13 protein-coding genes are annotated in these 14061 nt (G+C 68.9%); 9 read left to right on the top strand and 4 right to left on the bottom strand.

Annotated elements, in window-relative coordinates; all coding sequences use genetic code 11:
- The first annotated feature begins 23 nt into the window (after positions 1–23).
- Positions 24–428, top strand: a complete 405-nt coding sequence (locus tag OV207_RS28230; RefSeq protein ID WP_267558167.1) for a hypothetical protein — start codon at positions 24–26, stop codon at positions 426–428.
- Positions 429–655: 227 nt separating this feature from the next.
- Positions 656–3037, top strand: a complete 2382-nt coding sequence (locus OV207_RS28225; RefSeq protein WP_267558166.1) for an RCC1 domain-containing protein — start codon at positions 656–658, stop codon at positions 3035–3037.
- 76 nt (positions 3038–3113) lie between these two features.
- Here OV207_RS28225 and OV207_RS28220 read toward each other — a convergent pair whose 3' ends face one another.
- Complete coding sequence (locus tag OV207_RS28220) at positions 3114–4520, bottom strand: serine hydrolase domain-containing protein (protein ID WP_267558165.1); 1407 nt, start codon at positions 4518–4520, stop codon at positions 3114–3116.
- A 335-nt stretch (positions 4521–4855) separates the two neighbouring features.
- Here OV207_RS28220 and OV207_RS28215 point away from each other — a divergent pair, with 335 nt between their 5' ends.
- From OV207_RS28215 to OV207_RS28190, 6 genes are all read left to right on the top strand, one after another.
- Positions 4856–5554: a hypothetical protein gene (locus OV207_RS28215; RefSeq protein WP_267558164.1), complete on the top strand. Its 699-nt coding sequence runs from the start codon at positions 4856–4858 to the stop codon at positions 5552–5554.
- A gap of 71 nt (positions 5555–5625) precedes the next feature.
- Entirely contained in the window at positions 5626–6432 is an 807-nt protein-coding gene (locus OV207_RS28210; RefSeq protein ID WP_267558163.1) for a hypothetical protein, read from the top strand.
- 288 nt (positions 6433–6720) lie between these two features.
- Complete coding sequence (locus OV207_RS28205) at positions 6721–7257, top strand: DUF4833 domain-containing protein (protein ID WP_267558162.1); 537 nt, start codon at positions 6721–6723, stop codon at positions 7255–7257.
- Between the two features lie 508 nt (positions 7258–7765).
- On the top strand, positions 7766–8110 hold the full coding sequence (locus tag OV207_RS28200) for a hypothetical protein (RefSeq protein ID WP_267558161.1): 345 nt from the start codon (positions 7766–7768) through the stop codon (positions 8108–8110).
- Positions 8040–8639: a DMT family transporter gene (locus OV207_RS28195; protein ID WP_267558160.1), complete on the top strand. Its 600-nt coding sequence runs from the start codon at positions 8040–8042 to the stop codon at positions 8637–8639. The genes OV207_RS28200 and OV207_RS28195 overlap by 71 nt, the downstream gene beginning before the upstream one ends.
- 163 nt (positions 8640–8802) lie before the next feature.
- Positions 8803–9063, top strand: a complete 261-nt coding sequence (locus OV207_RS28190; RefSeq protein WP_193428602.1) for a hypothetical protein — start codon at positions 8803–8805, stop codon at positions 9061–9063.
- Positions 9064–9168: 105 nt separating this feature from the next.
- Here the strand turns inward: OV207_RS28190 and OV207_RS28185 are convergent, their stop codons facing one another.
- Together OV207_RS28185 and OV207_RS28180 are read right to left on the bottom strand one after the other, a co-directional pair.
- Positions 9169–9648 (bottom strand): STAS/SEC14 domain-containing protein, encoded by a 480-nt coding sequence (locus OV207_RS28185; protein ID WP_267558159.1) that lies wholly within the window; start codon positions 9646–9648, stop codon positions 9169–9171.
- Positions 9649–9763: 115 nt separating this feature from the next.
- Positions 9764–10936, bottom strand: coding sequence for a hypothetical protein (locus tag OV207_RS28180; RefSeq protein WP_267558158.1), 1173 nt, complete (start codon positions 10934–10936; stop codon positions 9764–9766).
- A gap of 553 nt (positions 10937–11489) precedes the next feature.
- On the opposite strand from OV207_RS28180, the gene OV207_RS28175 reads away from it, so the two are divergent.
- Positions 11490–12449, top strand: a complete 960-nt coding sequence (locus tag OV207_RS28175; RefSeq protein ID WP_267558157.1) for a DUF4394 domain-containing protein — start codon at positions 11490–11492, stop codon at positions 12447–12449.
- Between the two features lie 372 nt (positions 12450–12821).
- Here the strand turns inward: OV207_RS28175 and OV207_RS28170 are convergent.
- Positions 12822–14061, bottom strand: a 1240-nt coding sequence (locus tag OV207_RS28170; protein ID WP_267558156.1) for a fibronectin type III domain-containing protein, incomplete at its 5' end; no start/stop codon positions are given.

Raw genomic sequence — 14061 nt, 5'->3', positions numbered from 1 at the left:
CTGTCACAGGTGTGATCGCGTTCATGACAGTGGCCACCTTCCTCACCTCCACCTTGCTCGTGGAGGGGATGGGAAGCCATGGCGCCGTCCTGTCCGTGAAACGGATCATCGCGTACGGACTTGGCGTGCTGGTCCCTGCGATGGCCATCGCAGGAGGGACAGGCAATGTGATGGGCACGGCACGCGGCGGGGAGCTGGTGGATGGGAAGCGGCGGCGGATGAAGTTCATCGCCGCGAATGGCCTGCTCGTTCTGGTTCCCTGCGCGCTCGGACTCCACCGGCTCGCGAGCGCCGGTTCGTTCGGCGCTCTGTTCATGACGCTCCAGGGGATTGAGTTCGCCGCGGGCGCGATGAACCTCTTTCTTCTGGGCCTCATGGTGCGCGATGGCCTCCGGCTTTCGGGTCGATTCAAGCCGGCCGGGGCATGAGCCCTCGTTCCACGGTCGACGTGGATGCGCACGGGCTCCGCGGTCATGTTTGGGAGTCCTACGGTGGCACGGTCCATGCCGACCTCCATGGTGTCCGTCCGACTCAGGCGCGGACGCAGGCGCCATTCCCGTAAAGTGGCGCACCCTTGCTGTCGTGTCTGGATTCAGCACGCGTGCCCCAGAGAGGCCGCCGGACCGGGCGACGGCTTCCCGCTGGTGGAGAATCCATGCATCAGAAGAGAAGCAGCAGGTTGTTCTGCCTGGCCATCGGCCTGGTGGTCGCGCTGGTCGGGTGTCGCGCCGACGAGAGCGCCGCTGGCGCCGTGCAGGCGGTGGTGATGTTGCCGCAGGGGTTGAGTGCCAGCGACGTGGTGCGAGTCGACCTGACGGTGAGCGGGGAGGGGATGACCTCCCGCACCGACGCGCTGGTCAAGACAGGCGGGCGGTGGGGTGGGGTGCTGGGCAAGCTTCCCGAGGGCACGGGCCGGACCTTCCACGGAGAGGCCTTCGACGCGCAAGGCACGCTGCGCTACGTGGGGGATGCGACGAGCGTCAGCATCCACGCGGGACAGACGACCGCGGTCGCGCTGGTGCTCCAGGAGGTGAACGCGCCCGCGCCCTTCGACAACGCGGCGCCCGTCATCACCTCGCTGGTGGCCAGTCCTTCGACGGTGGGACCGGGGGGAGAGGTGGCGCTCCTGGCGAGCGCGGAGGATGCGGACGCGGGGGATGGCCTCACCTACGCCTGGACCGCGGACGCGGGCCTCTTCGGTGCTCCCGGCAGTCCCGACACGACGTGGGTGGCTCCCTCCTCGCCCGGCGTGGTGGTGCTGACGTTGACGGTCACGGACACGAAGGGGGCCTCGGTCGTCATCAGCGTCTCCATCACGGTGACGCATGGAACGGGGAGCGCGGCCGTCAATGTGGTGATGAATACGTGGCCTCGGGTGGCGGTGATGACGGCCATGCCTTCCACCGTGGCGGTAGGGCAGACCACCGAGGTGACGGCCCTGGCGAGCGACGCCGACGGGGACGGTCTGGGCTACCAGTGGTCGGCGGATTGCCAGGGAACCTGGACCGACGCCGCGTCAGCCGACGCGAGCTTCACGCCAAGCGCTCAGCCTCCCTCGGGCAACCCGTGCGCCCGGTGCCGGCTGTCGGTGGTGGTGACCGATGGCAGGGGAGGGCAGACGACAGGAGCGCTGGGCATCTGCGTGGGCACGGCGGCCACGGCGCGCTTCCCGCCGGAGGTCGTGGAGACGTTCCAGTCCATCGCCAGCGTGCCCGCGCCGGGCGACGCCGTCACCTTCCGGGTGAGGGCGCGTGACCCACAGGGCAGCGCGCTCTCCTTCGCGTGGGAGTCCAACGTGGGGGCGTTGGGGACGGCCAACCGTGGAGCGGTGACGAGCGAGGTCCTCTGGACGGCGCCTCTGTGCCTGCCCTCCGGTGCTCCGCCCGTGGTGACCGTGCACGTCACCAACGCGTTGGGCCTGTCCACCCGTGCCTCCTTGAGCCTGCAGGGCGGCACGGCCTGCGCTGCGGGGCACCTCGCGCGGATCGCCGCGGGCTCGTTCTGCACCGTGGCCCTGAGGGAGGACGGCACCGTGTTGTCCTGGGGCCGCAACTACTACGGCCAGGTTGGTGATGGGACGACCACCGAACGCCTCACGCCAGGGCCGGTGCATGGCCTGTCGGGGGTGGTGGGCCTTGCCATTGGCGAAGATCACGCGCTCGCCCTGAAGCAGGACGGCACCGTGTGGGGCTGGGGCGGAAACTACGCGAGGCAGATGGGGAACGGGACGAGCGGGCATGGCACGAACGCGCTCACGCCGATTCACTTGAATGCCCTGACGGGAGTGACGGCCATCGTCGCGGGGGGGCTCCACTCGCTGGCCTTGAAGCAGGACGGCACCGTGTGGTCCTGGGGCCATAATGAGTACGGCCAGCTTGGCGAGGGGCCGAGGACGAACAGCCTATTCCCGGTGCGGGTCCAGGGCCTGACGGGGGGCGCGGCTCTCGCGGCGGGCCAGTTCCACTCACTCGCCCTGAAACAGGACGGCACCGTGTGGACCTGGGGCCGCAATGCGCATGGTCAACTCGGGGATGGGACGACGACCCTGCGCTTCGCGCCGGTGCAGGTTCCGGGATTGGCTGGGGTCAAGGCCCTCGGCGGCGGCTACGAGCACTCGCTCGCCTTGAAGGAAGACGGCACCGTGTGGACCTGGGGCCGCAACGATTTCGGGCAGCTCGGGGACGGGACCACCACGGATCGGCTCATCCCGGGTCAGGTCCCGGGATTGACCGGGGTGACCGCCATCTTCACGGGCCTGAATCACACGCTCGCCCTGGCGCAGGACGGCTCCGTGTGGGCCTGGGGCTCCAACAGCCAGGGCCAGCTCGGGGATGGCACCACCACGAACCGGCTCACGCCCGTGCGGCTGCTGGGATTGCAGGGCCTCACGCCCCTGACTTCAGGGGGCTACGGCATGTTCGCCTCGAAGCAGGATGGCACCTTGTGGGCCTGGGGCTCCAACGGCAACGGCCAGCTCGGAGACGGGACCAAGACGGGTCGATCCACGCCGGTCCAGGTGAAGGGATTGGGGAACTGACGTACCGCCGGGCGCCTGTGGAAGACAGGCGCCCGGCCTGTCGAAGGCTTCAATCAGCCATCACACGAGCCCAGGGTCAGTTCTCAGCCAGGCTGAACGCGGACACGCGGCCATCCGGCACGAATGCCACCGTGTAGCGCCAGGTCGCGGAACCGAACGGCACCAGGTACGTGTAGTAGCGGTCATCGCCTCGCATCTCCCGCTTCGCCAGCACCAGCGGTCCCGCCGGTCCCAGGCTTTGCAGGATGCCCTGGTAGTACGGCCCGGCCTCCGCCACGAACCACCAGGGGACGTACGCGAACATGGTCGGATCCCACGCTCCGGCCCGGGTCTGCTCGAGCAGCGTCGTCAGCCGCGCGGTGACCTGCGGCTCCAGGTCCGGAATGGGCTTCAGCGGTGGCACGGCGAGCGCGGGATTGACGATCTTCGCGATGCCTTCCACGACGGCCCCGGGGTTTGCCTGGCTCAGGTTGGCCAGCACGATGATGGACAGCTCATCGCCCAGGAACCGGGAGTAGGCCGACTTGAAGCCCTGCCACGCTCCCGTGTGCGCATGCATCGGCTTGCCGTTTCGCTCCTTCACCTCCCACCCGAAGCCATAGGGGTACGAGGCCCCGCTGTTGAGCTTCGCGGGTGACAGCATCTCCCTCCAGCTCGCTCGCGTCAGGATGGCTCGCTCATCCACGACCTCCTCCCAGGCCAGCAGGTCCTTCACGGAGAAGTAGAGCGACCCGTCCCCCGTCGTGTTGAGCGAAGGCGAAACCCACCACTGGTTCTTCACCACGCCGCCGATCATCTGGTAGCCGGCCGCGCGGTTCGGGATGACGTCCTCCTCGCTGATGCCACGCGCCGTCTTCATGCCCGCGGGCTTGAACACCTGACGGCCCAGGACCTCCTGATACGTGGAGTGGGTGACACGGTTCGCCAGGATGCCCAGCAGCACGTAGCCGGAGTTGCTGTAGCTGAACCGCAGGCCCGCGGGGAATTCCAGCGGCAGGCCGTAGATGAACTTCGCGAAATCGTCGTCCGAGTAGTCCTTCCGGTTGTCGATCTGTCCGTCCAGGTCCTGGATGCCCGACGTGTGCGTCAGCAGGTGGCGCACCGTGATGGGAGCCCAGGTGGCGGGCGCGTCGGGGAAGTACTTCGTGATGCTGTCGGACAGCGACACACGGCCCGCCTCCACCTGGAGCATCACCGCCGTCGCGGTGAACATCTTCCCCAGGGAGCCCGCCTGGAAGAGGGTGTCCGTCCCGGCAGGGACCTGATGCTCCAGGTTCGCGGAACCGTACCCCTTCACCAGCACGACCCGGCCGCGGTGCACGACGCCCACGGCGAGACCGGGCACGCCCTGCCGCTTCTGCTCCGCGCGGACGTAGGAGTCGATTTTGTCTCGGAGCGAGTCGTGCGCCACGGCGGGACGACCCGTGAGCAGGCCCAGGATGAAGACCGCCAGCAATGAAAAGGATTGCAGGGAACCGCGCATGAGGACTCCTAGCGCCTGGACAGCCATTGTCCACGGCGCCCCCAGGAGAGCACCCTGGTCCCCACCGCGTGAAGGCAATACGAGACAATCCGTCCGTTCTTCGTTCTCGGGCTGAGGGCAAACGGCGGTGCTGAAGCAAGCGGTTCGAACACGACCCATCTGGGGGCTCGACAATCCGGTGCGGTTCACCTGCCGCACGGTCTGGTCGGAGGATTGACGCGTCGACATCCGGGGCGCTAGGCCGGGGGATGGGCCTCTTTCTCTTCCTTGCGGTCTCAGTCGTCGTGTCAGCGCCGGACGCAGGAGCAACGTCCGGGGCCGAAGCTCGCGCGGCGGTGGCCTCGTGCACGCTGCCTTCCTTCCTGGAGGAAGCCTCTGGGACGACGGCGGAGCTCGTGGAGACCCCCGCCGGCCGGGCCGTCCGCCTCCGCGAGACGCATGGTCCCTCGGGCTCCGGCAAGTACGTGACGCAGCGGCTGTGGCTCATCGTCCCGAAGACGTGTCGGACCGTGGCGCTCCAGATGGAGTGCGCGGGGGGCAACCCGGATTGCTCGGCCATGTTCATCCACCGTCCGGGCCAGCCGCCCACGAACCCGGAGCGCGAACTGCTGCTGTCATGGCTGGGCGGGGCCCGACTCGATCCGAAGAAGCCTGAGCATCAGTCCGCCAGCGCTCCAGCACTCGCGCACGTGGTGCTGGAGCAGCCGAAGCGCCACCGCTCGGCATGGCTCGCGGCGTCCGGGAGTGGCCTGAAGCTGCTGGGAATGCACCGGGGCCGGGCCTGGCTGAATGTGCCCGTCTTCATGGACCCGGGCTTCTCCCTGTTGGCCATCGACCTGGAGTCGGGGGCCGCGTGGCATCTGGGCCTGGAACGCACGGACACGTTCGACCCTGATGCGTACCTGCCGCGAGAGGTGACGCGGGAGGGTTTGCTGCTCGAACCCGTCGACGGGGAAGAGGCCGGCCCCCGGAAGACGGTGCCCTGGGCGCTGCTGGAGCGTGCCCTTCGTGACGCCCGCCCCCCCGCGAAGTGATGCAGACCGGCGCCCCCGGGTGTTCTTTCCGGCAGAGCGCTATCCTGCTTCGCCATCCCACAGGAGCCCCCATGCCCAAGAGCATCTTCCGAGCCGGTTCGGGTCCTTCGCTTCCGCCCAAGCGCAAGCACGACAGCATCACCCCTTCCACGCCGGGCCCCGTGCAGGAGGGGCCCGCGCAAAAGAAGCAGCGCACCCAGGGGCCCGCCGCCGGGCCGCAGCCCACCGTGCAGAAGCCGCCCACGGATCCCTCGATGCATGCCGCCTACGACAAGATGGCGCACGAGGAGATGCTGAAGAATCCCAAGTACAAGCAACTGGCGGATGACGCGGCCGCGGCCCAGGACAAGCCCGTCAACGTCAGCACGATGACCCAGGTCCAGGGCGGTATGTTCTATCCAGGGAAGGGGCAGGTAGGATTGCGACCGGACTTCACGGGCCCCAAGCGCGCCAGCGTCATGGCCTTCGAGCTGACCAACGTCGCCCAGCAGAGCAAGTTCAAGAAGGTGAGGGAGGATGCCTTCCAGACGGAGATCAACGCGGCGCTGGGAAAGAACGTCGTGGGCGGTGACCTGAACGCCCGGCGGGAGAACTTCGCCAAGAGCATGGAGCGCATTGAATACAACGGCATCCAGCGCCACCACGAGGTGATGAAGGACGGCATCCAGAACCAGGGCTGGCCCAAGGAGATGGACCGGTTCGGCAAGCGGCTGGAGGGCGCGGACCCCAGCTTCGACAGCTACTGGAAGCGCCAGAACGACAAGGATACCAAGACGGGCAAGAGCCACTCGGACGTGTATCGCGCCCAGTTCGACAACATCCACGCCAAGGCCGCGGAGCTGGTGGAGAAGAGCAAGCAGCAGCAGGGCGTGAAGTAGCCCGGGCCGGCCTTCAGCGGCATGTGGGGGACCGCGCCTCGGTTTGTAGATGGAGGAGGGGCCTTCACGTCCTCCAGGACCTCGCTCCAGTCGAGCGTGCCTTCATGGGGCGTGGTCATGTTGTGCTGACGTTGTAGGCGTCCAGGTGGAGGTGCCCGGAGCCGCCTGCGTCGTTTTTGGTGAAAAGGGTGCAGGGCGAGTGACAGTTTCAGGTGGCAGGGGTGTTCGTCCTTCCGATAAGGCCCCGCGGGCGACCGCCGTCACTCCGCCATGAAAGGGCGACCCCCCATGTTTCCTCAATCCGGGCTCGGCAGCCTCGCTGCCGTCGCGCTGACGACCGTCGCGACCCTGGCCTCCGCGGCCGGGGCACCCCTCCCATCGCAGTCCGCCTTCTTCCTGTCCCGCAGCGAGAACCGGAACCAGGTCCACTACGCCCTGCGCCTGGACGAGGACTGCCGCCCCGTGGGGACGCGTCCCGTGCAGGTGTACTGGCGGATGTTGGAGCGCGGGACGTCGGAGGTGGAGGAGCTGCTGGGGGTCGAGCAACCCGTGTATGGGCTGGAGGACCCGCAGCCGGTCGAAGCCACCGCGGAGGGCTGGCGGGTGCGGGTGCGCCTGCGGGCCTTTCCCTCGCGCCCCATCGACATCACCACCGCGCGCGTCGGCGGCAATTGTCAGGTCCAGGCGTGGACGAAGCTGGGCAACAGCGTCTGCCGACTGGAGCACGTCTTCGTGAAGACGTCCTGGCCCTTCTCGGTCGATTTCGTGCGGTTGGATGGTGTGGGACCGGAAGGGCAGCCAGTCCAGGAGCTGATTCGCGAGTAATGTGAGGTTCCCCGCCCATGGCGAACCGAGCCCGTCTTGTGATTCGATGCCGCTCAACTCCTCAAGGAGAGACACGTCATGAAGAGCTTCCTGGGTGTGCTGACGGTGCTCGTGGTCCCGGTGCTGGTGGCCTGTGGTGGATTGGAGCCTGTCGAGGCGCCGGAGCTGGAGCAGCAGTCGAGCGCCCTCGTCACGTGCTCACAGACCTGTCCGAATGGCTCGACCGTGTCTTGTGAGGGGAACACCTGTTCGGTGCAGTCGAACTCCGTCGAGTGCGATGGCTTCTACAGGATCTGTCTCCCATCCACCCCCATCTGTGGGCTGAACAATCGCTGCAGCAAGATCTCGGGGACCCCGTGTTCGCCCGTTGGCGCGACGCGGAGTTGCTGTCTGACGGGCCACCCCAATCCCAATTGCTTCTGTACGCCCCTTGGCACCTGGGCCTGCAGCGCGTTGTGATGCCCGGGGGACGTGACGCGCGTCGCGCGGCCCGCAGAGTCCCTGCCGCGTGAGCACCCCCCTCCTCACCCTGCTGGCCCTCCTGGGCTTCGCCGCGAACTCGCTGCTGTGCCGCGCGGCCCTCTCGGGTGGCGCGGCGCGCAGCATCGACGCGGGTTCGTTCACGCTGGTGCGGCTTGCGTCGGGAGCGCTGGTGCTCGCGCTGCTGCTGCGGCTCCGACGGGGCGGCCGCGGGGCGACGGGGCACGGGAGCTGGGCCTCGGCGCTCGCGCTCTTCGCGTATGCGGCCGGCTTCAGCTTCGCGTACGTGCGCATCGGGGCGGGTGTGGGGCGCCCTGCTGCTCTTCGGCTGCGTGCAGCTCACCATGCTCGCGGCAGGGCTCGCGCGCGGTGAGCGGCCGAGCACGCTTGAATGGGTAGGGCTCGCGGTGGCGCTCGTGGGGCTCACGGGGCTCACGCTCCCTGGAGCGAGCGCGCCGGATGCGCTCGGCGCGGGGCTCATGGCCGTGGCGGGCGTGGCGTGGGGCATCTACAGCCTGCGGGGGCGTGGGAGCACGGACCCCCTCGCGGCGACGGCCGGCAACTTCGTGCGCAGCGTTCCGCTGGCCCTGGCGCTCGTGATGTTGGCCCGCGCTCTGGACGTGGCCCCACACCCGTCGTCGAAGGGGCTGCTGCTCGCGGTTGCGTCAGGCGCGCTCGCCTCGGGCGTGGGCTACAGCCTCTGGTACGCAGCGCTGCCCCACCTGAGCAGCGCGCGCGCGGCGGTGGTGCAGCTGTGCGTCCCGGTCATCGCGGCGGTGGGCGCGGTGCTGCTGCTCGGAGAGCCCCTCACCCAGCGGTTGCTCCTGGGGGGCGCCGCGCTGCTCGCGGGCGTTCTGCTGAGCCTGCGTGCGAAGCAGCGTCCTGCTCCGGCGAAACGCTGACGGGCACGCCAGCCTTGGCTGGGCCCGGCAGTGGCCCTGATCTCAAACGCTGAGACCGCTCCATACGGAGATTTTCAGTGACATCGCGGTTTCCCAGGTAAGCCTTGACCGGCACCCTCGTCCGCTGTTGCATCAGTGCCTCACCAGCGAAAAGGAGTGTCATATGTCTCTTCGTGGGATCGCGATGTTCGCCGTCGTCTCTGTCTTTGGAATGGGCTGTGGTGGCGCTGAGGTGACGGACGGTGCCGAGAGCGGTGTGCAGCCCGGTCAGGTCTCCGCGGAGCTCGCCAACAGCTGTGAGACGCTCCAGACGCGCCGCTGTAGCCCCGGGGCGGAGACGGGCTGCCAGTGGGCCAATGGCACCTATGGCGAGTGCTTCTGCCAGGAGATCCCCGCCAACAAGTGGGTCTGCTTGAGCAACTGAGGTCCCCGCGGCAACCGCCCCTGGCTGGGAATGCCCTGTGAGAGGCGGCGTGTCGCCCGCCTCCCTGCCGCAGTGCCACCGGAGGGGGTTGGGCATCCGCGGGGCCTACGGGTCCGGCGGCAGCAGCGCACGGGCAACGTCCAGGACGTGCTGGAGCTGCGCCTCCGTCATCTTCAGGTGCACGGCCGCGACGGCGACGTCCTCGGGCGGAAAGGCGCGCATGGAGCGCGGGGTGAACCAGTTGAAGAGGGTGACGATGCCACGCACCAGGGCCGAGCGGGTGAACACGGCCGTGGGCGGAATGGCGAAGCCCTTGGGCACCTTGTTGAGCGCCTGCTGGCGCTGGGCGGCATTGGGGCCGGGCCCCTCCGCCAGCACGAGCTGCGCGGTGCCGGTGTCCTGGAAGGCGGCGATGAGCGCGCAGTAGTGCTCCCACTCGTCCTGGGCGGGAGGCAGCGAGTTGTGCGCCACCACCAGCACGGTGCCCACCATGGCCGTGCCCATCGTGCGGCCCTTGAAGGCGCCCTGCACATCCGGCGCGCGGAGCGCCGCCACGGAGTCACCCGGCCCAGGAGATGGGGTCATGCGGGGAATGCTCACCTGGAAGCCGCGAGTGTCACCACTCACCGCCAGTGCGCCTCCGCGTCAGTGAATGCGCGAGCGGCGGGAATCAAAGCCGCCGCCGCCCGGGGCATGCACGTCACGACCTGTGGAAGGCCTTGGCGAAGAACTTCTCGACGCCTGACTTCTCGGGCTCGATGGCGAGCGACGGTGCGGGCGCGCCCATGGCGCCGGAGAGTGCGGGACGCAGACCCGACGCGATGCCCGGCTTGACGTGGTGACGCAGGTCGAGCGCCACGTCGGACTTCACGTGGGTGCCCACGCCCAGGGCGGTGTTCACGTCCGCGGAGTGCTTGAGGAAGCCGTTCTCCAGGCCCACCTTGCCGCCCGCCTGGGCCGCCGCGCCCGCCACCGCGCCCGCGGTGACCGAGCCGTGCAGCCGGCCCACGTGCCCGCCCGCCGTGGCGTACGCCCCCGCCGTGGCGCCCGCGCCCACCTGCCCTGAGAGCATCGCCGTGGCCGTCTTCGGGTCCAGGGTGGCGACGCCCTCCGCGAAGGCGGAGGCGGAGGCCTTCGCTTCACCCTTCACGTAGCCGCCCACGTGCCGGTTGAAGTCATGGTTCGCGCTCGCCGTGACGCCCACGCCCGTCTCCGCCTTGGCCGTCAACGCGGCGGTGTATGCGTGCTCGTTCCTGTCGAGCGACACCCCGGCCTGGGCCTGGCCCTTGAAGGTGTTGGCCTCGCCGGTGAGCTGGGCGCTCGACACGCCGAAGCGGCCCGCGTGCGTCTTCTGCAGCTCGTAGGAGGCGTGGGGCCCCTGCACCTCGGCCTGGGCCGAGTAGTGGTGCACGCCATTGCCGCTGTGGCTGGTGGTGGAGGCCTGCATCGAGCCCACGTTGCCGCTCAGCCGGCCACCGCCGAAGGTGTCCTTCTGGAAGGGGCGGCCCGGCTTGTCGACGAACATGTTCTGCTTCGCGGTCGGGGGCGCCGTGAGCTTGTTGTCACCACCGCTCACCGCCACGTCCGAAGCCTGGCCCGTGGTCCGCTCCCAGGGGCTGTAGGAAGGCGCCCCCTCCGGCGCGCCCGCGTGCTTCACCGGCTTGGGCTCCACGGCCGTCGGCGTGCTCGCGGCGGGCAATGTCGTGGCCGTGGGCTTGTTGGCCGTCGCGGCGGGCGTCGTCACCGCGGGCTTCACGGCCGACGTCGCGGCGGGCAGCGTCGATGCGCGCGCCGGCGGCTTGGGCTGGGACACCGTGGAGGTCGGCAGGGTGGAGGAGCGGGGAAGGGTCGAACCAACGCGGCGAACAGGCATGGGAGGCGCCTCAGGAGGTACAGCGAAGGGGACTGAACAGCGATGTCCCCTCCGATTGCATCCGACATGCCATGCCCATGTGGCGCGGTGTGGCCCATGCCCGCCTGTGGTTTCAGGCGGTTGGCGGGCCGGGGCTCGTGGGGGCGGTGAGGGGGGCTGATGACCGCGGTCACCAGGAGGATGGCGCCAGTCACCATGGCGCCCGCGCCGGTTGTCCTCCGGGGGCTGACGTCTCTCGGCCAGCCCGCTCCGGTCGCCGGTCAGTAGAGGACGTAGGCGGCCGTACCGCTGCAGCTCGTGTTGCTGAAGCAGCCGCCGCGGAGTTGATACTGCGCCGTCTGGGCTTGGGGTCGCCCGTGGGTGGGAAGTCCGGCAGGCCGCAGGCGTTCACCTGCACCAAGTCAGCCGCCGAGCGTGAACACCTTTAGGGAATTGAACGGATGGGGTCCCTTTGGGGGAGCTTGGAGGCGCTTCGACAAGCGATTGAATCCAGTTCCGGAGCCCCCGCGTAAGGCATCGGGAACGCCGATTCGATACAGCCACAAGGGGGCCCATGTCGCTCATCAGGAATCAGAGCAGAATCTTCGCCGCGCTCGCCACCGCCCTCATGCTCACGGCCTGCGGAGACGACGACGATGACAACCCCACGCCCCGCCCGGACGCGGGCACCGGCATGGACGCCGGCACCGACGCGGGCACCAGCGCCGACGCCGGCACGGACGGCGGGTCGACTCCGGTCATGGTGGGTGAGGTCATCGCCCTGACCGCTTCGAACAAGCTCGTGTCCTTTGAACGCGCGACGCCTGGCACCTTGGTGGGCTCCGTCGACGTGACGGGCCTGGACTCGGGCGAGTCGCTGCTGGGCATCGACTACCGCCCCGCGGACTCGCAGCTCTATGGCCTCACGAGCGCGGGGCGCATCGTCACGCTGGCGCCGGACACCGGTGTCGCCACCGTGAAGTCCACCCTGGTCGCCATGGCGGGAGACGACAACCCGTTCACCGCGCTGTCGGGCACCGACTTCGCCGTGGACTTCAATCCGGTGGCGGATCGCCTGCGCGTGGTGAGCGACACCGGGCAGAACCTGCGCATCAACGTCGACAGCGGCGCCACCACCACGGACGGCGCCATCAACCGCTCGCCGGCCCCGGTCGTCTTCGGCGCGGCGTACACGAACAGCGTGATGGGCACCACCGCGACGGCGCTGTTCGACCTGGAGCGCAACAGCAACGTGCTGGCCCGGCAGGACCCGCCCAACAACGGCACGCTGGTCAACGTGGGCGCGCTGGGCGTGACGTTCGTCGGCGCGGCGGGCTTCGACATCGCTGGCGGTGACAATGGCCTGCCGCTGGTGGCGGGACGCACGGCGAACAGCGGGCCCCATGTCCTGTACCAGGTGAACCTGCTGACCGGCGCGGCCACGTTCTTCCCGCGGACCGCGACCACGGCGGAGATGGCCTCCATCGGGGGCGCCTCCGGCCCCGAGCTGTGCGACATCGCCATCGTCTACTGAGCCAGGAGGCTCCCGGTCGGGTCCGAAGCTCTGGACCCGGCCAGCATCCCCCGCACGGCTCAGCGCATGAACCGTGTCAGCGCGGCGAAGTCATCCTGGCCATTCCCCGTCCGGATGGCTGCCTGGAAGAGCTGATCAAAGGCTTCGGGCACCGCGCGGTGGATCCCGCGCTCCTTGCACAGATGCGGCGGGTCCTCGGGGTGACGCCCTCCGTGGTGGCGCGTGACGCGCGCACGGGCAGGCCTTCGCGAGAGGGGCAATGACTCCCAGGAGTGAGCCCGGGTGTTGGGCCCGTTTGTCACCAACCGGGTTGGCGGAGCCGCGATAACGGATCCCGAGCACGGCCCAGGCCCAGGCCCTGGCGTCCGTCCGCTACCGCGGCTCGACCTTCAGGACATGGACCTGGGCGTCGCCGGTGACGCCCACCAGCCTGTCACCCATGAAGGTCATGTGCTTGTAGAGGAAGGCGCTGGCCACGACCCCGATATGCACCCCGGTGTCATCGAGGATGACGAGATCGGGTTTGAACCTGTCGCTCCCCCAGATCTCCCCGGGCCGGTAGGCAATGCCAGCCGCGCGGTGCACTCTCCGCTGGGTGATGGGATTGACGAAGGTCCCCAGGACTCCACCCGTTGCCAGGTCGACGCGCTCGATGGGCCCGTTGATGTAGCCCTTGCTCTGCAAGAGGTGGCTGCCCGTCCAGGCCAGGGATTCCGTTCCCTCCGTCGTCACGAAGGCCTGCTCGCGAACCCCCGTGGTGGGGTTGATGCTCACGAGCTGTCGGTTGTTGCTACCGCCAAGGCTCACCCAGAGCGAGGCGCCGTCCCAGGTCACGCCCGTGGGCACCCGGTGGTCCTCGAAGACGAATTCATTGAGCACCGCCAGGGTGTCGGGCGCGTGCTGCACCAGCGTGAGCGTGTCAGGGTCGTAGTAGCCCCCCACCTCCTCCCGATACAGGAACCAGAGCGAGCTGCCGTCGTAGGCCATTCCGAAGATGGGCCAGGCGCCCGCGAATTCGCGCTCGGGGGTCAGCTGGTAGGAGCGCGTGAAGTGGGCTTCGTTGGCCCACCTGGGCGTCCTGACATGCAGGACGTTGCTCCCAGCGAGCGTGCCGTCCTCCCCGAGGACGAAGACGCGAAAGTAGAGGTCGGTGTCGGCCGAGACGAGCGGGCCGCCCCCGAGGTACCAGCCCGTCAACTCAAAGTCCGTCTGGGAGGCCTCGGTTCCCACATGGATGAGCAGGCCGTTCGTCTCGTCGAAGGCGGGCGAGGTGTGGCTGGCGTAGACCTTGTACTCCCGGAACTTCCTGTCGTTGCTCCTCTCCCAGGCGAGGTGGACACTCGATGTCGTCACCTCGCGCGGCTCGAGCATGCGGACCGGCCTCGGCAGGCGGACCGTTACCTCCTGGGCGTCCGTGCTCTTCTCCAGGGTCTGCACGAGCCGGGAGAACGTGCCGTCACCCGAGCCCAGCTGAAGCTCGAGCTGGTGCTGCCCCAGGGCGAGTTCAAGGGTCAGCTCGCCCGCGGAGTCCGTCCGGCCCGCGTCGGTCCCGTTCAGCTTCACGGCGGCATCCGCGACGGGTTGCCCATCATCGTAGGTCGCGCGGAGGTGG

Source organism: Corallococcus sp. BB11-1 (genome assembly GCF_026626625.1).
GTDB classification, from domain to species: Bacteria; Myxococcota; Myxococcia; order Myxococcales; family Myxococcaceae; genus Corallococcus; species Corallococcus soli.
Note: the sequence above shows the minus strand (reverse complement) of the source record. Positions and strands in the feature narration are given on the sequence as shown.

What these genes read in the sequence shown, in the direction of transcription:
- OV207_RS28205 (WP_267558162.1), top strand. Translation starts at nt 6,721, where the DNA reads ATGTTTCCTCAATCCGGGCTCGGCAGCCTCGCTGCCGTCGCGCTGACG.
- OV207_RS28220 (WP_267558165.1), bottom strand. Translation starts at nt 4,520, where the DNA reads ATGCGCGGTTCCCTGCAATCCTTTTCATTGCTGGCGGTCTTCATCCTG.
- OV207_RS28180 (WP_267558158.1), bottom strand. Translation starts at nt 10,936, where the DNA reads ATGCCTGTTCGCCGCGTTGGTTCGACCCTTCCCCGCTCCTCCACCCTG.
- OV207_RS28175 (WP_267558157.1), top strand. Translation starts at nt 11,490, where the DNA reads ATGTCGCTCATCAGGAATCAGAGCAGAATCTTCGCCGCGCTCGCCACC.
- OV207_RS28210 (WP_267558163.1), top strand. Translation starts at nt 5,626, where the DNA reads ATGCCCAAGAGCATCTTCCGAGCCGGTTCGGGTCCTTCGCTTCCGCCC.
- OV207_RS28230 (WP_267558167.1), top strand. Translation starts at nt 24, where the DNA reads ATGACAGTGGCCACCTTCCTCACCTCCACCTTGCTCGTGGAGGGGATG.
- OV207_RS28185 (WP_267558159.1), bottom strand. Translation starts at nt 9,648, where the DNA reads ATGACCCCATCTCCTGGGCCGGGTGACTCCGTGGCGGCGCTCCGCGCG.
- OV207_RS28190 (WP_193428602.1), top strand. Translation starts at nt 8,803, where the DNA reads ATGTCTCTTCGTGGGATCGCGATGTTCGCCGTCGTCTCTGTCTTTGGA.
- OV207_RS28225 (WP_267558166.1), top strand. Translation starts at nt 656, where the DNA reads ATGCATCAGAAGAGAAGCAGCAGGTTGTTCTGCCTGGCCATCGGCCTG.